Consider the following 17,117-nt stretch of genomic DNA (forward strand, 5'->3'; position numbering starts at 1 on the left):
TTTTTTTATGCAATCGTTTCTTTTTCGAGTTTTTAACAGATTTTCCACGATAATCAGTCATTTTTTCACTACGGGAGACTGGTTGCATTGCTCAGTTAAGAGGTAGGGACTTATTTTTTATGGTTTTTTATGCACAAGTCGCATCAGAAAAGTAAAAAACAGCTTCTGCGTCGAGCCTGTTCAATATCCCGTGATAGTTTGAGTGCAGAGGAACAAAAGAATAAAAGCGATCTAATTAGTGATATTTTTATCGATATTTTTGGTTTGCAGTCCACCAAATGTTTTTTTGTTTATGTCGATTATCGGAGCGAAGTGCAGACAAATAAAATTATCGATTTTATACTTCAACAGGGAGGAATCGTCTGTGTACCGGCAGTAGTCTCACAACGTGCAAAAATGGTCGCTGTGCAGATAAAAAGCCCTGCAATAGATCTTGCCCCTGGATTTAAAGGTATTTTAGAACCATTACCCGAGCTACTTCACCATTGTATTGTAGATGCTGAAAATATTGACGTAGCCGTTATTCCAGGGATTGCCTTTGATAAAAATGGCGGCAGAATAGGGTATGGTGGTGGGTATTATGATAGATTTCTCCAAAATGATGCTCCGCAGGCCTTGCGGGTAGGATTGGCGTATAAACTGCAGATGATCTCAACAATTCCTATGGAATCTCATGATATATTCATGGATTATATTATCTGCGAGTTTTCAGCTTTTCGGACTCAATAACAATGAAATTGATGGGAGTCATCGGCGATACGAATGATGGTCGTGCTCAGAGAATTGAATGTTGAATTGAAACTCTTTCTTGTAGTGATCACTACTTAATTATCTGTGATCATCACAAATATCCATTCATCATTCATACTTGAGAGTTGGTAGAGGTGGAGGCCCATAATTAATGCAATATACATTAATTTTTGGGAAATATTTATGATAGCGGAAAATTTATGGACTCAAAGATCCTTATTGCAGATGATGATACCCTCGTCAGAACTGCGATAAAAAAAATATTAACAATGTTTGGCCATCAGGTAGTTGCTGCTGAGTCCGGCTGCGAGGCCCTTTCTTTAATTAATGATGATTTTGATGTCATTATTCTAGATATAAATATGCCGGATATGGACGGATTTGAAACTCTGGACAAATTAAATCAGCGCAATATAGATATTCCGGTACTGTTTCTTACCGGCGCAGGTTCTATGGATTATGCAGTTAAGGCTATTAATCTGGGGGCCTATGATTTTTTGACCAAGCCTATCGCTGATTTGGAAATGTTTCACGTTAAGGTGAAACGGGCAATTGAGAAGCGACAGTTTTTGCGTAATCAACAGCTCTATAAACAGAATCTTGAAAAAGAAATTAGCGAAAAGACCAAGGAACTGGCAGAGAAAAATGCATTGCTTGAAGAATATAGTGAGCATTTAGAAAATGCCACTATACAGATAATGTCCAGTCTTCAGGCTGCGATGGAAGAAAAAGATGAGTATACAGCAGGACATACCAATAGGGTCACCGAATATTCAATGCTGTTGGCAGAAGCCGCCTATCTGTCGCAAGAAGACTGTGTAACGCTGAAGAGGGCTGCCCAGTTTCATGATATAGGTAAACTGGTTATTGACCTTTCCTGTATCCAGAAACCAGGACCTTTAACCCTTGAAGAGTGGGAGTTGATAAAAAAACATCCGGAGATTGGCGCAAGCATTATCGAACCTTTGAGTTTTATGGATAAAGAAAGGGAAATTATTCGTCATCATCACGAAAAAGTAGACGGTTCCGGATACCCTGACGGCTGTACAGGCGATGAACTCGATACATTGACAAAAATTATAACCATCGCCGATAGTTATGATGCTATGACATCTAAACGTAATTATAGAAGAAACCTTACCACTGTAGAAGCTGTGGCCGAGTTGCGGCGATGCAGTGGTTCACAATTTGACCAAGAGATGGTCGAAATATTCGCCAAGGTTGTTCTTTCTGCCAGATCACTGTATAAACAGTAGCTGTTTTTTTCTAATATTTATCTTCTTGTTCGTTCTGTGGAATAGACCTATGAAAATTACCCGTGAAGAAGTCCAACATGTTGCCGATCTCGCACGGCTTAAGCTCAGCGAAAATGAAATTGAGCGGATGACCGAGCAGCTTGACACTATATTAAGTTACGTTGAAAAGCTTGATAAGGTCGATACCGAGGGAGTTCCTGTGACTACCCATACGCAGCAGGTCGTTAATGCTTTCAGAGAGGATGTGGTTAAACCTTCCTTGGATAGAGAGGCTGTTCTTGCCAATGCCCCTGAAGATAACGGAGAATCGTTTACCGTTCCTCGTATCATAAGCTAGCGCCCACCCTCTGCTCACTTTATTTACCTCTATTTTCGGCCGGCAACCATACCTGTTATCGTTTTTTCTTAATTACTATAAAATACCATGGAATATTATTCGCTTACTCTTTGCGAGGCTCTGCGACTGCTGGAAAGTGGAGAAACCACTTCGGTCGCACTCACCCAGTCAGTGCTTTCCCGAATAGAAAGTGTTGAAAGTTCGGTTAAAGCTTATCTTAATATCGATAAAGAGAGGGCCATACAACAGGCTGAGAGGGCAGATGATCTTCGCAGTCAGGGAAAAGGCGGTCCTCTGTGCGGTATACCACTTGCAGTTAAGGACGTGTTGTGCACCGCTGATTTTCCTACAACCTGCGGTTCGCGTATCCTCGAACATTTTACGCCTCCCTATAATGCTACGGTGATTGAGAAACTGCAAAAAGCCGGTGCGATTATTATAGGGAAGCTTTCCATGGATGAATTTGCCATGGGATCCACCAATGAAAACTGTGCGTTTACTGTCCCTGAGAACCCATGGCGGCAAGGGTATGTTGCCGGTGGTTCCAGTGGTGGCTCAGCAGCAGCCGTTGCTGCCGATGAATGCTTTGCCGCCCTGGGATCTGATACAGGCGGCTCTGTGAGACAGCCTGCTTCATTGTGCGGTGTTGTCGGCATGAAGCCAACCTATGGACGAGTTTCCCGATATGGGTTGGTGGCTTTTGCTTCTTCACTTGACCAGGTAGGGCCATTAACCAAAGATGTTCGTGATTGTGCCCTGATGATGAATGTTATTTCCGGATACGATGAGCTTGATTCCACCTCAATCAATACTTCGGTTCCTGATTATACCCTTGCCCTTGAACGAGGATTACAGGGAATGCGGATAGGGGTTCCTAAGGAATACTTCGGGGATGGCCTGGACAGTGAAGTTGAGGCTGTCGTCCGTAAGGGAATAGCAATGCTTGAAGAAATGGGCGCAGAAGTGAAAGAGGTGACCCTCCCCCATACGGAATATTGTGTTGCCGTCTACTATCTCATTGCCCCTGCTGAGGCAAGTTCCAATCTGGCCAGGTATGATGGTGTCCGTTACAGTTATCGAGATACCGATGCCGAGTCATTACTGGATGTGTACAAACAATCACGATCGAAGGGGTTTGGCGATGAAGTAAAACGACGTATTCTCATCGGCACATATGCGCTTTCAGCCGGCTATTATGACGCCTATTATAAAAAAGCCTCTCAAGTGCGGACTTTGATAAAACAGGATTTTGAAAAAGTCTTCCAGGAGTGCGACCTTATTGTTTCCCCTGTAAATCCAGGTCCGGCATGGCCTCTCGGAGAAAAGTCAGATGACCCGCTGGCAATGTATCTTTCTGATATTCTAACTTTATCTGCAAATCTTGCTGGCATTCCCGGCCTTTCTGTTCCCTGTGGTTTTACCACATCAGGTTTACCGGTAGGCATGCAGATGCAGGCAGCCCATTTCAATGAGGAAGTGCTGTTAAAGGCGGCTTACAATCTTGAGCAACTGGCAGGGATCGTTAATCAAAAACCTGCGATAGGCGAAAACAAATGAAACTGCAGACTCCTGAAAATATACTCCGGATAATACCCTATCCGCCAGGTAAGCCCCTGGATGAATTGGAAAGGGAATATGGCATCAGTGATTCTATAAAACTTGCTTCCAATGAAAACCCTTGGGGACCATCGCCCAAAGCTGTACAAGCCATAACAGAAATGCTCACCGGTTTACATCGTTACCCGGATGGGTCTTCCTATTACCTGACCCAGGCCCTTGCTCGATGGACAGGTGCAGACCCTGAAGAAATTGTTCTCGGGAACGGCTCCAACGAGGTTATTGAATTTTTGATCAAGGCCTTTGTTAACCCCGGTGATAAAGTAATCACCTCCCATCCATCCTTTCTCATGTACCAGAAATTTGTCCAGGTGCGGGGCGGAGAAAACACGATAATTGAGTTGCGGGATATGCAGCATGACCTGGCAACTATAGCTGAATCGGTGAGTGAGAAAACCAGACTCATCTTTATTGATAATCCCAATAATCCAACCGGCACCCTTATTAGCAAGGAAGCTTTTGCAACATTTATGGATGCGTTGCCGGAAACGGTCATTGTCGTCCTGGATGAAGCATATGTGGATTTTGTTGCTGAGGAAGAGCGGATAGATATTCTTTCCTACGTTCATAATTCACAGAATAAACCTGGTCTGGTGAGTTTACGCACCTTTTCCAAGGCCTTTGGTCTTGCTGGTTTGCGAGTCGGGTTTGGCATTATGCCCCAAGAAATTGCAGATTTGCTTCACCGGGTTCGCCAACCTTTTAATATCAACCTACCAGGACAGGTTGGTGCCTTGGCAGCCCTTGCAGATAAGGAACATTATACAAAGACCCTTCAGGAGACAGCACAGGGGCTCAAGTGGTTATCCGAACAGGTAGGCCGGCTTGGATGCATTCCCTATCCTTCTCACACTAATTTTTTTCTGATCGATGTGAACGGCGATGCAACCCGCCTGTATGAGGCAATGCTCTATAAGGGTGTTATTGTGCGCTCAATGAAAGCTTATGGGTTCCCATCCTTTATTCGTATTACCATCGGTACGACTGCTGAAAATATCCGTTTTATTAATGCATTAAAAGAGTGCCTCAACGAGCTTGGTTATGTCTGATCTGATGCAAGTGGTTGCCATTGACGGTCCTTCCGGCGGTGGCAAATCAACGGTTTCCAGGGGACTTGCAAGTAAACTTGGTTTTACCTACCTGGACACAGGAGCTATGTACCGCGCCGTCGCCTTTGCCTGCAGAGATCAGCAAATTAAACCCAGTGATGAGAGAGAACTCAAACAACTGCTCCAGGAGCTTGTTATTGAGCTGCTTCCAGCTGTAAATGGGGCAAGTGATGTGCAGGTAGTGGTCAATGGTAAGGAAGTAGGCCGCCATCTTCGTACTCCTGAGATGGGGATGTTGGCCTCTCAAGTTTCAGCTATCCCTGCTGTTAGAGCTCATCTGACCCAACTGCAGCAGGATATGGGAAAATCGGGAAAGATTGTTGCTGAAGGCAGAGATACAGGCACTGTTGTTTATCCAAGAGCAGCCTGGAAATTTTTTTTAGATGCAAAGCCGGAAATACGAATGCGGAGACGGGCCGATCAGCTGCGCAGTCAAGGCGCGGAGGTGAACGAACAGGACCTGCTGGCCCAGATAATACAACGTGATAGAGACGACAGTAAAAGGGCTGTGGCGCCTTTAAAACAGGCAACTGACGCCGTCTATATAGATTCTTCAGACAAGAGCGCTGAAGAGGTCATATCTCTTATGTATGAGCGAATTTTACACTCTGGATGTCCGTTATAAGGCTTCAATCCCTTTTACCATGTCGGAGCCACATCTTGTCCGTTATATAAAAGGTTTGGTAACGATTTATCATCAGCTGTAATGTGCAATGCTGAGCTGATTTCGCCCATATTTCTCATCATTGCCGGCGATGGCGGATTTCATCCCGGACGATAGGTACATCATCCGGGATGAAAACATTTAGATGACCGATTCCACTTCCTTACCTGCCATGTGATCCGCCATACTCTTGGCAACGGTACGACCTAGTTCTACGCACTCTTCCAGGTGATTTTCCTGGGGGACATACTGTACCTTCAGCCCTTTGTGACACATGGTGAATTTCATCTCCTTAAGGGATTCGTTCATCAATTTTACGGCTTCACCAGACCAGCCATAAGAGCCAAAGCTTGCACCAATTTTATTGGTGGGCCGCAGGCCTCGCATGTACATGAGAAAACCAGCCATCCTCGGCAGCATACCGTTGTTGAGGGTAGGGCAGCCAAGGATCACCGCACTGGACTCGAGTACATCGGTCATCACATCACTGCGATGGTTGACCTGGAGGTCGATCAATTTGTAACTTACGCCTTCTTCCTGTAACCCTTCGGCAACCTTTTCCGCCATCAACCGGGTTGACTTCCACATGGTATCGTAAACGATAATAGCCTTACCATTCCCTTGATTGTTACACCAATGGGTGTATGCCTCAATGATTTTTCCAGGGTTAGTGCGCCAGACAACACCATGGTCAGGGGCGAGCATTTTGATGGGTAAATCCATTTCCTGCACACTTGCCAGTAGTTTTTTAATCAGTGGGGAATAGAGGGTGAGGATGTTTGCATAATACTTGGTCGCTTCATGCATCAAGACGTCCTGATTAACCTCATCGTCAAACCGTTCACTGGTTGCCAGGTGTTCACCAAAGGCATCACTGGTAAAGAGAATCTGGTCTTCCTTCACATAGGTGAACATGGAATCCGGCCAGTGGAGCATGCGGGTTTCCAGAAACTGTAGAGTCTTTTTACCGAGGCTTATTTCCTCGTTAGAGGAAATGATATGATAAGGCCAGTCCTCTTGATGAAAATGCTGGACCAGTGCTTTTTGGCCCATTTTTGAGCATATAATTTTTTCTGGATTGATCGCCTCAACCACTTCAGGAATAGAACCTGAATGATCCATTTCCACATGGTTAACAACCAGGTAGTCAATTTTTTTCGGATCAATAATGGAGCTGATATGGTACATCAGGTCCTTGAAATAAGGCTTTTTTACAGTGTCAATCAGGGTTACTTTTTCATCAATGATCAGGAACGCATTATAGGTAGTGCCACGATTGGTAGAATATCCATGAAAATCACGAGTTAACCAGTCAATGGCACCTACCCAATAGATATTTTCAGCGAGTTGCACAGTCTTCATATCAGTAATCCTCCAGGGATATAAAAAGCTTTAAAAAGTTATAACGTTATAGCCCTGTGAAATATAATCGGCCATTGACGGATGGCCTGACATTTCACCTATTAAGGCTATGTTTTCTGCTTCAAGAGCTTGCACAGCGCCAAGCTTGAGGGAGCATGCTTTGCAAGCACCAATAATTAAATTACGATCTTTTACTTTTGTGTAGAGCTGGTTGAGGAAATGGTCGGATTTAGCCATTTCATTAACTAAAGTAACAGATTCTCCTTCCAAAACTATTTTGCCACCCATATTTTTTCCGTCCATATCCAGACTGTTAAGTAACACATGGATGAAACATAATGGGTCACCCCGGAAAGCAAAGAATACAGTATTTTTCATGGGTGCCTCTCCTTTTAATGGTAAATTTTATCCATTATTGGAAGTTGAATTATATGTAGATGCCTCTATGAAAGGAAATCAAGGGCTTTGATCTGAGCGGACAACATCTAATAGATCAGAAGATCGGCTACATCCTGGGAAATGGTGTGTAATGCATTAACTCAACTTACAATAACGAAAAGACCCCCGGCAGCGTTAGCCGGTCGGAGGTCTTTTTTATCATGCCTCTTCGAACTGGTCTTTACCCGCACCACATACAGGACAGGTCCAGTCATCTGGAATATCTTCAAAAGCGGTTCCGGCTGCAACACCGTTATCAGGATCGCCAACTGCAGGATCATATTCGTAATCACATACAACACATACGTATTTTTTCATTGTTTTACACCTTTTAATATTATCGGGAAGTACTTTAGGCTTTCCACAGGCCATGGAGATTACAAAATTCTCTGGCTGTTACCTCTGCTGCATCTACACAAAAGAATGCTTCCGGTGCATCGCCCGGATTCAAATTCTGGCGGTAAACCTTTCCGTCAGCAATTAGTTCTATAAATTCAATGTAATGTTTTTCTTCCATAGGGTGAGGTGCGGAACCCACAGCTACTTTGTAACCGTCAGCAACTTTTTCAATAACCGGGACATGTTTTTCCTGGGCTGCATCTACGCTGTTTTCCGCCAATAGATCCATACCTTGTCCGCAGCAAACTAACTCTCCTGCACCGACATGGAGTACTTCAACAATGTTACCGCACAAAGCGCATTTGTATACTTCGTTTTTCTTGGTCACGAGTTACCCTCCTTAGAAGACTCTAAATGTTCATTTGATTCCTCCCAACAGGAGAAACCACAAAATGATACTAAACTATCTTTTTCATTGCATCAAAGAGTATTTTTATCCTCTTTAAAGGACGCACATCTTTGTGCATAGTAACGCCCCGGCAATCAATATTAATGCGAATGAGTGTAGCTACTGTCAATATGTTTTATTTTTCCTGCAGACTACAAAAGAGTAGGTGTGAATAGGGTACCAGAATAAATGCTCAGTTAAGAGCGTCTTTTCCTTCCGGTGTTATTTCGTATTTACACCGCACAGGACTGGCCACATAGCCCTTTTTTTTCAGGGCGGTTACCTGACAACTGATCTGCTTCGGCTCAAGGCTGGTTGCGCCGGCGATATCTTTGCTGCCACATGGTTCCGTACTGTTTGCTAAAGCCTCAAGTACTTCCCTTTGTTTGTCACTGAGGACCGTTGGGTTACACGCCATCTTTTTAACTCCTTGCTTTTTTTCTATATTTTTGCATTTTGGGCACAACCCGTAAAACTCTATTCTGCACCCTGATATCTCATACCCTTTCCGTTGCGTAGACTGCACAGGTTGCAATTTTTTTTTCTCCAACTCTATATTGTCAACCCTATGACATTGCACGCAATAAATATGGTTGTGCTCTGTCAATTCCCAGTCAAAACGTTTTTGCCGTCCACTTATTTCCAGTTTACGTATCATTCCGGCTGCAGAGAGTATTTCCAGGTTTCGGTAAACAGTTGCCAGACTGATGCGAGGCAATTTTTTTTTCACCTTTTCATAGAGCTCGTCTGCTGTGGGGTGCGATGTGTTTTTTTTTAATTCAGCAAGAATAATTTCTCGCTGATGGGTCATACGCAGTTTTTGTTCCATAGGTGAGAATAGCTCCCAATTAATATTTGAGAGCATTTGTACATGATAATCATTATCAGGTCAATAAAAAAATGGATGTCGAAGCTATCGACATAAGGCAAGCATGATTCTTTGAAAAATACACAAACTGAACCCAAAAAGTTGGTTCGAAAAGCCTATCTTCAATAAAAATCAGGCACTACCTACATTGACGCATGTTATTGTTTTGTCACCGGCGCCTATCGTGTATCAGCGACTTTAATTACCTTTGAAGGCAAGAAAAGTATCATCGTCAACAGTGGAAAAATTGAGGTCGCTTAAAGCGGTGACAAGAAAATTTACTATAAAAGGTTGGTACTCGGAGGGGAAAAGGAAAGAAGGCCGGCAGATGATTGTAACTCCGCCGGCCTTAAAAAAGAAACTATTTTATGGGTTACTCGATGATAAAATCATCACGTCGGTTCTGGATATAGTCAGATTCAGTTTGACCAGTGAACAGGGGGCGTTCTTCACCATAGCTTACCGTTCTAATTCGATACTCTTCAATCCCAAGTTCGATAAGATAATTTTTTGCAACCTGTGCCCGCCGTTCACCAAGAGCAAGATTGTATTCATTGGTGCCTCTTTCATCGCTGTTACCTTCAATGACCACATTACTTGCCGGATTACTCTTCAGGTAACCGGCATTGTGTTCCATCCTCGAAATTTGATCATCACGGATGATTGATTGGTCAAAATTAAAATAGATAGGCTGCATCTGGATGGAAGAACGGCCGTAGGTCAGTTTATATTCCTCACTGTTTTGGTCGTTGTTGATAGAAAAACTACCTATGGTTTCTCCGTTGCGACCAGCAGAATCAAGAGACTCTTCACTGGGACCTATTTCCTCGGTAATGGTTCCCTGAGTTGTTGAGTAATCAATGGATTTACCTTCCGGCATGTTGGTTTGGGGTTGAGAAGAGTAAGGGTTGATGTTTTTATCGCTGCACCCACCTGCAAAGAGCAGGAGCCCTGTTACTGCGCAGGTTATGACCAACCGTGTCGAAGCATTCATATGATTTCCTCTTTATTGTAGGCAGTTATCAAGAAAGTAACACTAAATGTATACCGGTTTCTCATCCTTGACGTCAAGAGAAACCTCTTATTTGCCGGAGAGCTGTTTCTAGACGATTGTTTGCAGCGATGTTTTTATAGATAGAGGTTTTTTTCTGTAACCTTTTTATTTGCCTGCTGCTCACTTGAATGGTACATGAAAAGAGATTTTAACCACTATTTAGCCAAAGGAGATAACGATGTTGAAAAGATTACTGTTTACCCTTGTCTGCCTTGCAGTACTGTGTAACTCTGCCTGGGCTCAGAAAACCATTGTGTTTGCAACCGATGCTACCTGGCCTCCAATGGAATTTGTTAATGATAAAAAAGAAGTTGTCGGATATGCCATTGATTTTATCACAGCAGCAGCTAAAGAGGCTGGATTCACCCCTGTTTTCAAAAATACCGCATGGGATGGAATTTTTGCAGGCCTCGCTGCAAATAAATATGATGCAGTTGTATCGTCGGTTACCATTACTGATGATCGAAAAAAGGCCATGGATTTTACAGAGCCTTATTTCAGTGTTCGCCAGGCATTGATCGTTAATAAAAATTCAGATGCTCAAAGTCTTGCCGACTTAAAAGGAAAGAAAGCAGGCGCTCAGATTGGGACGACCGGTTATTTTGCGATTAAGGCTGTTGAAGGGGTTGAAGCCAAATCCTATGATGAGATCGGTCTGGCAATGGAAGACCTGAATGTTGGCCGTATTGCGGCGGTTGTCTGTGATGATCCTGTCGCTGCAAATTATGCGCTTGTACAGTATAAGGACAATTTAAAAATTGCCGCTGTAATGCAAACAGGTGATGTTGAAAATTATGGAGTAGCTGTTAAAAAGGGTAGCAAGGAACTTATTGACCTGCTGAACAAAGGTATCAGCGCTGTTAAGGCAAAGGGGCTTGACCTTGAATTGAAGAAAAAGTGGATTGGTCAGTAATTTCGGGTTAAATGTGTAGCCGGGCTTTTTAGCCCGGCTTTTTTTTATCTTGATGGCATCATTCAAACTTTAAGGTGTAGAACAACGCTGGTGAGACTGAGCCGTCTTTTCGATGATGGGATGTAAATGTAACCATCGAACTTGTGTGAAAAATATGTCTGATCAGGAAACAACTAAGATAGAAATAGGCGACGGGGCAGCGATTCCCAGCCCGGAAGACAGGGGCCTTGTTTCGGCATGGTGGATTGCCCTTCTTGGTACAGTGTCGTTGTTGATTATTCTGCCGCTGGTAAAACCGGATCCCTATTTGAGAATTCTCAAATTTGTTCCAGATGGTATTTTAGTCACTTTTAAGGTGACGGTTTTTTCAATTTTACTGGCCATTGTAATCGGATTGTTAACCGGCTTGGGAAGGATTTCAAAAAACCGTTTGATTAATATGGCCGCCTCACTCTACGTAGAGGTGGTACGCGGCATTCCTCTTTTAGTACAGCTTTTTTATATCTATTTTGCCCTGGGACGTATAGTCAGGGTTCCCGATATTGTTGCCGCGATCGTGGCCATGGCTTTCTGTTATGGTGCCTATATGGGCGAAGTTTTTCGTGCCGGAATTAAGTCCATAGATTTTGGTCAAACTGAGGCATCGCTCTCCCTTGGGTTTAATCAGCGGCAGACTATGGCCTATGTTATCCTTCCTCAGGCATGGAGAACCATATTACCCCCTGTCGGTAACGAGTTTATAGCTCTTTTAAAAGACACATCCCTGGTTTCCATCCTTGCTGTTTCAGATATCTTACGACGTGGTCGAGAATTTGCCGCAGAAAGTTTCAATTATTTCGAAACATATACAATGATAGCCCTTATTTATCTGTTGATCACCCTGGTTCTTTCCAAACTTATCAGTATCATGGAGCATCGATTAAGCCATTATGAACGCCGTTGACCCCATTATTAAAATTGAACATGTCAATAAGTACTTTGGCACCTTCAAGGCACTTGACGATGTTAGTTTGAATGTTAACACCGGTGAAAAGGTTGTAGTTCTCGGCCCTTCAGGATCGGGAAAGTCGACCTTGCTTCGTTCGATCAACCGCCTTGAGACCATCAACTCCGGAACAATTTCCATAAACGGCCGAGATATCAACAGTCCAACAGAAGATATAAACCGGGTCAGGATGGAATTGGGAATGGTTTTTCAGAGTTTCAATTTGTTTCGGCACAAAACCGTTCTTGAAAACTTGACCCTTGCACCGATAAAGCTCAAAAAAATGCCCAAAAAAGAGGCTGAAAAATTGGGTATGAGCCTTTTGGAAAAGGTTGATATTCCAGAACGGGCAAACCATTACCCTATCCAGCTTTCGGGTGGGCAGCAGCAAAGGGTAGCAATTGCCCGCGCCTTGGCCATGGAACCTAAGATCATGCTTTTTGATGAGCCAACGTCAGCGCTGGATCCGGAAATGATAAACGAGGTGTTGGATGTTATGATTGCCCTGGCCCGTGAAGGGATGACCATGGTCGTGGTGACCCATGAAATGGGGTTTGCACGCGAGGTGGCTGATCATGTTGTGTTTATGGACCAGGGGGCTGTAGTCGAAAAGTCCACCCCAGAGGTGTTTTTCAACCAGCCTCAACACCAGCGCAGCAAAATGTTTCTTGAGCAGATCTTGTAGGAAGCCTCGAAAATGGTCGGTGATGTTAAGCAGGGGAGTATCGCTACGGAAAATATGGTGGCCATCACCCCTTCCCTTGCTATTCCTTTGCGCGAACTGGAGTTTCGTTTTTCGCGTTCCGGCGGGCCGGGGGGACAGAACGTCAATAAGGTCAACAGTAAGGTGACTCTCTTTTTTAATATTTCCCAGTCTCAGTCGCTCTCCAGCAGTCAGAAGTCCCTTTTGTCTTTCCGACTGGCATCACGCATTTCTCAACAAGGCGTTTTGCAGCTTGCTGCCAGTGAACACCGGACTCAGAAAGCCAACAAGGACGCGGTGATCCTACGGTTTGCCGGTCTTCTCAGACAGGCGTTGGTTGTTCAGAAACCGCGCAAAAAAACAAAACCCAGCCGTGGTTCCAAGGAACGCCGCATTACATCCAAAAAAAAACGGGCGGTTGTCAAACAACAACGGCGGAAGGTTAACAGCTCCTCCTAGCTTATTTTAACGCTGTAGACATAAAAAAAGGGTAGTTGTAAAGCTTCTTTTACCCTCTCCAATCTTTCCTCTTTTAGCACGATGGAGTGACTCTATGCATCGTCTCAATGAATCAGACCTGCAGTATTATCAACAGGTTGCACCTGGTGTTTTTTTGCGAACCCTACAGGCAGGAAAAAATACGCATATGGTGGCTTTTCGTTTGTTAGCCGGCAAAAAAATTCCCTCCCATTCCCATCCTCATGAACAATGCGGTTATCTCGTCAGTGGCAGGGTAGCGATGGAGCGTGCTGATCGGGAGCTTGAAAATTTTGGCCCTGGCGATAGTTGGGTCATACCCGGTGATGTAGCACACGGGGTTGAGGTGATGGAAGATGCCCTGGTCATTGAAGTCTTCTCGCCGGTCAGAGAGGATTACCTTGCACTCGACGACCAATAAAACCGTCTTTTCCTACTCCCTCCCGTTTTGGTTTTAAAACCACTTTAAACCAAGGTTGCCAACAGGGGAGCCCAGTTTATGGACTGGGTTTCCCCTGTGTCCGGCATGATTATCACTGGAGAATCCATACCGTATTCCTTAAGCGCTCTACGACACTCATTTAAGCTGTCCTGCACGATTGCGGGGGTACCTGGGTTGTGGAGGTTGTATACAAGGCCCAATAGCTGAATTTGACGGCTTTTTATGGCTTCTAGGCTTAATCGTGTATGATTGATCGACCCCAGCTTGGAAGAAGTGACAAGAACCAGGGGGTATTTTTTTTCCTTCAGGTAGTCCAAAAGGAGCAACTCACCACTCAGGGGTACCAATAAACCACCTGCGCCTTCAACCAAAAGCCACTCGTATTCATTTTGTAGAACTTGGGTTGCCTGATCGAGTACTTCGGCTTCAATGGTTTTTTTTGCCTGCTTGGCTGCCAGCTTTGGAGAAGCCGGTAGCGGAAAGAGATAGGGGCAGGTTATTCCTTGTTCATCATGTTTGGTTAAAGGAATACCCATGAGTTTTCGGTGAAGCAGAATGTCATCGGACTGATTGGTACACCCTGTCTGCACTAGTTTGAGAGTGGTCACCTTTTTTTTCCGGAGGTGCAGGTGCCTTGCAATAAGGCCTGTAACCACCGACTTTCCAACATCCGTATCTATGCCGACTATGGCAAGTGTTTTTGCGTGTCCATCCATAATTCTATCTCCACAATACGCTGCGCCGGAGGCGTTTAGAGAAAATTTAAAAAAATACTGTTATTTCTGCACCGAAAGGGTCGCACTCCATGAACCAACAACCTAGATTCAGTATGCTCAAATAAGTTAGGGCACCGGTCCGCAGCTCAGGCGAGCATCAAAAATCCTTGAAATTGGGGGGAGATGCTTGCTTTAAGGGCAGAAAAGGGTGTTTTTCGAGGAGCAGGCTTTACAACCGAGAAGCGTCCTGAAGAGGTAGAGAAAAAGAAAATTGTAGGTCTCCTGGATGCTTCTTATCACGTTTTTTAGCTGCAGGGCAATCCGGTGTTCACCCCTTTGGTTGTGCGATAAAATACATGGGGTGGTAGGTCAGTCTGATACCTTGGTCGCCTTTGAAACGCTGTGCATACTCCTTACTGAACAAATTCAGCTTCTTTCGGGTCCACGCTTTGGTACCGATGGCATTGACGCCTGTCTGTCGCAGATGCTGAAGTGTTGCCAGAGGAGTGCTGAACCAGAGGGTTTCGAGATTGTGATCAGATTCGATAACCGTAAATTGTTGCTCTGTTGTATGGAGCAGGGAGTTGAAGTCCTGATATGGGAGACCTATTCCGGTTATTGTTCGTATTTCTTTGAGATTTTCTGCGCCATAAATGGAATAGGCTAGTATCCCTTGCGGGGTGAGAAGATCGTGGAGCTTATTAAATAACCGAGGAAGATCATGGATCCAGTGAAAGGTGGAAGAGGATATGATCAGATCGAATTTCCGGGCAAAGGTGAGTTGTTCTATGTCGCCTGCAACAAAAGTCGACCTACCGGAGAGAGAGCGGGTTTTTTCCTCAATATAAGGTTGAAAAGAAGACACCAGGTCTGATGCGGTAAAATGCTGCATATCAGGAAACCGTTTGACCAGCTTTGCAGTAAGTAGTCCGGTGCAACAACCAATTTCCAACACTGACAATGGTTCCTGCATAAGCGAGTCGTCGAGCATTGCAAGTAACTTCTCGGCTACCACATGCTGAATATCAGCCTGTTGTTCGTAGGTATGAGCAGCCTTGGAAAAGCGCTGTTCAATAAGACGTTTATCTGGAATCATCGTTGGCTGTAAAGTTTGTGAGTGCATAAAGGGAACAGACTATAACCGATGCACCACAATTGTGAAACCATGAACATGGTTGAACCGGAGTCCCCCGTCAAACTGTTGGGGGCACCTCTTTGCCTGCGAAAAGAGTATGTTTATTTGAAAAATAAAGGCGTTAAAAACCCCACAACAGGCTTCGTTTTACCCAGCCATTGACACCTTTGTCGTGTTCAAGGTGGACCCAGCCGCTTTTTTGTTCAATTGTTTTAAAAACGACTCCGTAATAGGCCTTGGCTACGATGCGGTTATTTGTACCTGGACCGCTACGCACGTTGATTCTTTTTTTTGTTTTTTTATTCACCTTGACAATCATGTGTTGTTTGCGGCTTGTCACGTTACGATGTACCCAGCCAATGGCGCCTTCAAAATCCTGCACCCTGTACCAACTTCCTTGCTTGCGAAGTACTTTCAATGGAAAACCGGATCCCAGTTTCCATAGGACTTTGTATTTTGTCCCAGGGCCTGAGCGCATATTTATGTCATCGCCCTTGATGGAAACCATTTCGGCAAGGGCTACCGAGCTTGAGGTAAAAACAAAACTAAAGAAAACCAGAAAAATGAGAGCGTATTTGTATTTCATGAAGAGCAGATTGTCTGTCAGTGTTACCTGGTCGTAACTTTTTCGTTTTGGGGAAACATGGTGTACCCCGCCAGATCCAGAGAAATTGCGTTAAAACTACAAGCTTCGTTCATGCATTTCAAGCAATTGATACATTCTCCGCTGTTTGGTGTTTCGTTAAAATGAATTTCTACCGGACAAACCGAGTGGCATGCACCGCATGAAGTACATTTTTTTTCGTCAAGCTTCAATCGAATCAGACTGAAACGGTTGAAAAAGGCATAAAAAGCACCAAGAGGGCAGGTAGTACGGCAAAAAGGGCGAGAAGCCACAACCGACCATCCAATATAAAAAGAAGCTATGGAAAGTTTAGCCGCAAAAAGCCACCCCACGATAGGTCGCAACTCAGGGAGGAGAAACAACATGGGAATTCCAGCCTCAAGTGTACCGGCAGGGCAGATGAACTTGCAAAACCAGGGGAGGCCAATGCCGGAAGCATCAACAGCCAGCAACGGCAGGAGGATAACAAAAAAAAGGAGAAAAATATATTTACCCCACCTTAGAGGTGATGCAACGCTGTATTTGGGAGACGGAATTGTATACAGAAGTTCCTGGAAAAGGCCGAAAGGGCATGCCCAGCCACAAATAAAGCGTCCAAAAATGGATCCCAAAATGCCTATCGAGGCAACCACGTAGGTGCCGAAGTAGTAACCGCCTGTCTGGAGGGTGAAACGGACTGTGGTTAACAGTTGCTGAAGACTGCCCAATGGGCAGTAGGTGGTTGCCGCAGGGCAGGAGTAACAATTCAAACCTGGTGAGCAGATTACCTTCAATGGCCCTTGATAAAGGGATTTAGAAAAGGGAAAAACCAGGTAACTGTTGGTGATCAGGAGCCAAAACCATTGGACCCACCTTCGTATGATATTTATGCTCATTTTA

Annotated in this window: 21 protein-coding genes; 11 read left to right on the plus strand and 10 right to left on the minus strand. The window is 44.4% G+C overall.

Annotated features, from left to right (window positions below; genetic code table 11):
- The first annotated feature begins 129 nt into the window (after positions 1–129).
- The 6 genes from ACHZCY_RS11450 (at position 130) to cmk (ending at position 5,694) form a co-directional block, all read left to right on the plus strand.
- Positions 130–729 (plus strand): 5-formyltetrahydrofolate cyclo-ligase, encoded by a 600-nt coding sequence (locus ACHZCY_RS11450; protein WP_319548986.1) that lies wholly within the window; start codon positions 130–132, stop codon positions 727–729.
- Between the two features lie 221 nt (positions 730–950).
- Positions 951–2,006, plus strand: a complete 1,056-nt coding sequence (locus ACHZCY_RS11455) for an HD domain-containing phosphohydrolase (protein WP_319548987.1) — start codon at positions 951–953, stop codon at positions 2,004–2,006.
- 49 nt (positions 2,007–2,055) lie between these two features.
- Complete coding sequence (gene gatC, locus ACHZCY_RS11460) at positions 2,056–2,343, plus strand: Asp-tRNA(Asn)/Glu-tRNA(Gln) amidotransferase subunit GatC (protein WP_205222391.1); 288 nt, start codon at positions 2,056–2,058, stop codon at positions 2,341–2,343.
- An 87-nt stretch (positions 2,344–2,430) separates the two neighbouring features.
- A complete protein-coding gene (gene gatA, locus ACHZCY_RS11465) occupies positions 2,431–3,900 on the plus strand; it encodes an Asp-tRNA(Asn)/Glu-tRNA(Gln) amidotransferase subunit GatA (protein ID WP_319548988.1) in 1,470 nt (489 codons plus the stop codon).
- Entirely contained in the window at positions 3,897–5,009 is a 1,113-nt protein-coding gene (gene hisC, locus ACHZCY_RS11470) for a histidinol-phosphate transaminase (RefSeq protein ID WP_319548989.1), read from the plus strand. Before gatA ends, hisC begins: the two co-directional genes overlap by 4 nt.
- Positions 5,002–5,694: a (d)CMP kinase gene (gene cmk / locus ACHZCY_RS11475; protein ID WP_205222394.1), complete on the plus strand. Its 693-nt coding sequence runs from the start codon at positions 5,002–5,004 to the stop codon at positions 5,692–5,694. Before hisC ends, cmk begins: the two co-directional genes overlap by 8 nt.
- 180 nt (positions 5,695–5,874) lie before the next feature.
- Here the strand turns inward: cmk and ACHZCY_RS11480 are convergent, their stop codons facing one another.
- The 6 genes from ACHZCY_RS11480 to pal form a co-directional block, all read right to left on the minus strand.
- A complete protein-coding gene (locus ACHZCY_RS11480) occupies positions 5,875–7,095 on the minus strand; it encodes an FprA family A-type flavoprotein (protein WP_205222395.1) in 1,221 nt (406 codons plus the stop codon).
- A 30-nt stretch (positions 7,096–7,125) separates the two neighbouring features.
- The gene (locus ACHZCY_RS11485) at positions 7,126–7,473 is read right to left on the minus strand and encodes a DsrE family protein (RefSeq protein WP_205222396.1); all 348 of its coding nucleotides are present in this window, start codon (positions 7,471–7,473) and stop codon (positions 7,126–7,128) included.
- A 219-nt stretch (positions 7,474–7,692) separates the two neighbouring features.
- Entirely contained in the window at positions 7,693–7,851 is a 159-nt protein-coding gene (rd, locus tag ACHZCY_RS11490; protein WP_205222397.1) for a rubredoxin, read from the minus strand.
- Between the two features lie 34 nt (positions 7,852–7,885).
- Positions 7,886–8,260, minus strand: coding sequence for a desulfoferrodoxin (locus ACHZCY_RS11495; protein WP_205222398.1), 375 nt, complete (start codon positions 8,258–8,260; stop codon positions 7,886–7,888).
- A gap of 253 nt (positions 8,261–8,513) precedes the next feature.
- The gene (locus ACHZCY_RS11500) at positions 8,514–9,149 is read right to left on the minus strand and encodes a Fur family transcriptional regulator (protein ID WP_319548990.1); all 636 of its coding nucleotides are present in this window, start codon (positions 9,147–9,149) and stop codon (positions 8,514–8,516) included.
- A gap of 412 nt (positions 9,150–9,561) precedes the next feature.
- Positions 9,562–10,182, minus strand: a complete 621-nt coding sequence (gene pal / locus ACHZCY_RS11505; RefSeq protein ID WP_232371013.1) for a peptidoglycan-associated lipoprotein Pal — start codon at positions 10,180–10,182, stop codon at positions 9,562–9,564.
- 238 nt (positions 10,183–10,420) lie between these two features.
- On the opposite strand from pal, the gene ACHZCY_RS11510 reads away from it, so the two are divergent.
- The 5 genes from ACHZCY_RS11510 to ACHZCY_RS11530 all read left to right on the plus strand — a co-directional run bounded on the left by ACHZCY_RS11510 (position 10,421) and on the right by ACHZCY_RS11530 (position 13,741).
- Positions 10,421–11,155, plus strand: coding sequence for a basic amino acid ABC transporter substrate-binding protein (locus tag ACHZCY_RS11510; protein WP_205222400.1), 735 nt, complete (start codon positions 10,421–10,423; stop codon positions 11,153–11,155).
- Positions 11,156–11,309: 154 nt separating this feature from the next.
- Positions 11,310–12,098 carry an amino acid ABC transporter permease gene (locus ACHZCY_RS11515; protein ID WP_205222401.1) on the plus strand — a complete coding sequence of 263 codons (789 nt, stop codon included), beginning with the start codon at positions 11,310–11,312 and terminating at the stop codon, positions 12,096–12,098.
- Positions 12,085–12,825, plus strand: coding sequence for an amino acid ABC transporter ATP-binding protein (locus ACHZCY_RS11520; protein WP_232371014.1), 741 nt, complete (start codon positions 12,085–12,087; stop codon positions 12,823–12,825). Before ACHZCY_RS11515 ends, ACHZCY_RS11520 begins: the two co-directional genes overlap by 14 nt.
- A gap of 12 nt (positions 12,826–12,837) precedes the next feature.
- The gene (gene arfB, locus ACHZCY_RS11525) at positions 12,838–13,302 is read left to right on the plus strand and encodes an alternative ribosome rescue aminoacyl-tRNA hydrolase ArfB (protein WP_205222402.1); all 465 of its coding nucleotides are present in this window, start codon (positions 12,838–12,840) and stop codon (positions 13,300–13,302) included.
- Between the two features lie 94 nt (positions 13,303–13,396).
- Complete coding sequence (locus ACHZCY_RS11530) at positions 13,397–13,741, plus strand: cupin domain-containing protein (protein WP_319548991.1); 345 nt, start codon at positions 13,397–13,399, stop codon at positions 13,739–13,741.
- Between the two features lie 44 nt (positions 13,742–13,785).
- Here ACHZCY_RS11530 and bioD read toward each other — a convergent pair whose 3' ends face one another.
- From bioD to ACHZCY_RS11550, 4 genes are all read right to left on the minus strand, one after another.
- On the minus strand, positions 13,786–14,478 hold the full coding sequence (bioD, locus tag ACHZCY_RS11535) for a dethiobiotin synthase (RefSeq protein ID WP_319548992.1): 693 nt from the start codon (positions 14,476–14,478) through the stop codon (positions 13,786–13,788).
- 328 nt (positions 14,479–14,806) lie between these two features.
- Positions 14,807–15,574 (minus strand): malonyl-ACP O-methyltransferase BioC, encoded by a 768-nt coding sequence (gene bioC, locus ACHZCY_RS11540; RefSeq protein WP_319548993.1) that lies wholly within the window; start codon positions 15,572–15,574, stop codon positions 14,807–14,809.
- 160 nt (positions 15,575–15,734) lie between these two features.
- Positions 15,735–16,199 (minus strand): SH3 domain-containing protein, encoded by a 465-nt coding sequence (locus ACHZCY_RS11545; RefSeq protein WP_319548994.1) that lies wholly within the window; start codon positions 16,197–16,199, stop codon positions 15,735–15,737.
- Positions 16,200–16,222: 23 nt separating this feature from the next.
- Positions 16,223–17,113, minus strand: a complete 891-nt coding sequence (locus ACHZCY_RS11550; protein ID WP_319548995.1) for a 4Fe-4S binding protein — start codon at positions 17,111–17,113, stop codon at positions 16,223–16,225.
- Between the last annotated feature and the right edge of the window lie 4 nt (positions 17,114–17,117).

This window comes from Desulfogranum marinum, from assembly GCF_963675105.2.
GTDB classification, from domain to species: Bacteria; Desulfobacterota; Desulfobulbia; order Desulfobulbales; family Desulfobulbaceae; genus Desulfogranum; species Desulfogranum marinum.

Coding starts and splice junctions, on each gene's coding strand:
- ACHZCY_RS11450 (WP_319548986.1), top strand. CDS start 130: ATGCACAAGTCGCATCAGAAAAGTAAAAAACAGCTTCTGCGTCGAGCC.
- ACHZCY_RS11455 (WP_319548987.1), top strand. CDS start 951: ATGGACTCAAAGATCCTTATTGCAGATGATGATACCCTCGTCAGAACT.
- gatC (WP_205222391.1), top strand. CDS start 2,056: ATGAAAATTACCCGTGAAGAAGTCCAACATGTTGCCGATCTCGCACGG.
- gatA (WP_319548988.1), top strand. CDS start 2,431: ATGGAATATTATTCGCTTACTCTTTGCGAGGCTCTGCGACTGCTGGAA.
- hisC (WP_319548989.1), top strand. CDS start 3,897: ATGAAACTGCAGACTCCTGAAAATATACTCCGGATAATACCCTATCCG.
- cmk (WP_205222394.1), top strand. CDS start 5,002: ATGTCTGATCTGATGCAAGTGGTTGCCATTGACGGTCCTTCCGGCGGT.
- ACHZCY_RS11480 (WP_205222395.1), bottom strand. CDS start 7,095: ATGAAGACTGTGCAACTCGCTGAAAATATCTATTGGGTAGGTGCCATT.
- ACHZCY_RS11485 (WP_205222396.1), bottom strand. CDS start 7,473: ATGAAAAATACTGTATTCTTTGCTTTCCGGGGTGACCCATTATGTTTC.
- rd (WP_205222397.1), bottom strand. CDS start 7,851: ATGAAAAAATACGTATGTGTTGTATGTGATTACGAATATGATCCTGCA.
- ACHZCY_RS11500 (WP_319548990.1), bottom strand. CDS start 9,149: ATGGAACAAAAACTGCGTATGACCCATCAGCGAGAAATTATTCTTGCT.
- pal (WP_232371013.1), bottom strand. CDS start 10,182: ATGAATGCTTCGACACGGTTGGTCATAACCTGCGCAGTAACAGGGCTC.
- ACHZCY_RS11510 (WP_205222400.1), top strand. CDS start 10,421: ATGTTGAAAAGATTACTGTTTACCCTTGTCTGCCTTGCAGTACTGTGT.
- ACHZCY_RS11515 (WP_205222401.1), top strand. CDS start 11,310: ATGTCTGATCAGGAAACAACTAAGATAGAAATAGGCGACGGGGCAGCG.
- ACHZCY_RS11520 (WP_232371014.1), top strand. CDS start 12,085: ATGAACGCCGTTGACCCCATTATTAAAATTGAACATGTCAATAAGTAC.
- arfB (WP_205222402.1), top strand. CDS start 12,838: ATGGTCGGTGATGTTAAGCAGGGGAGTATCGCTACGGAAAATATGGTG.
- ACHZCY_RS11530 (WP_319548991.1), top strand. CDS start 13,397: ATGCATCGTCTCAATGAATCAGACCTGCAGTATTATCAACAGGTTGCA.
- bioD (WP_319548992.1), bottom strand. CDS start 14,478: ATGGATGGACACGCAAAAACACTTGCCATAGTCGGCATAGATACGGAT.
- bioC (WP_319548993.1), bottom strand. CDS start 15,574: ATGATTCCAGATAAACGTCTTATTGAACAGCGCTTTTCCAAGGCTGCT.
- ACHZCY_RS11545 (WP_319548994.1), bottom strand. CDS start 16,199: ATGAAATACAAATACGCTCTCATTTTTCTGGTTTTCTTTAGTTTTGTT.
- ACHZCY_RS11550 (WP_319548995.1), bottom strand. CDS start 17,113: ATGAGCATAAATATCATACGAAGGTGGGTCCAATGGTTTTGGCTCCTG.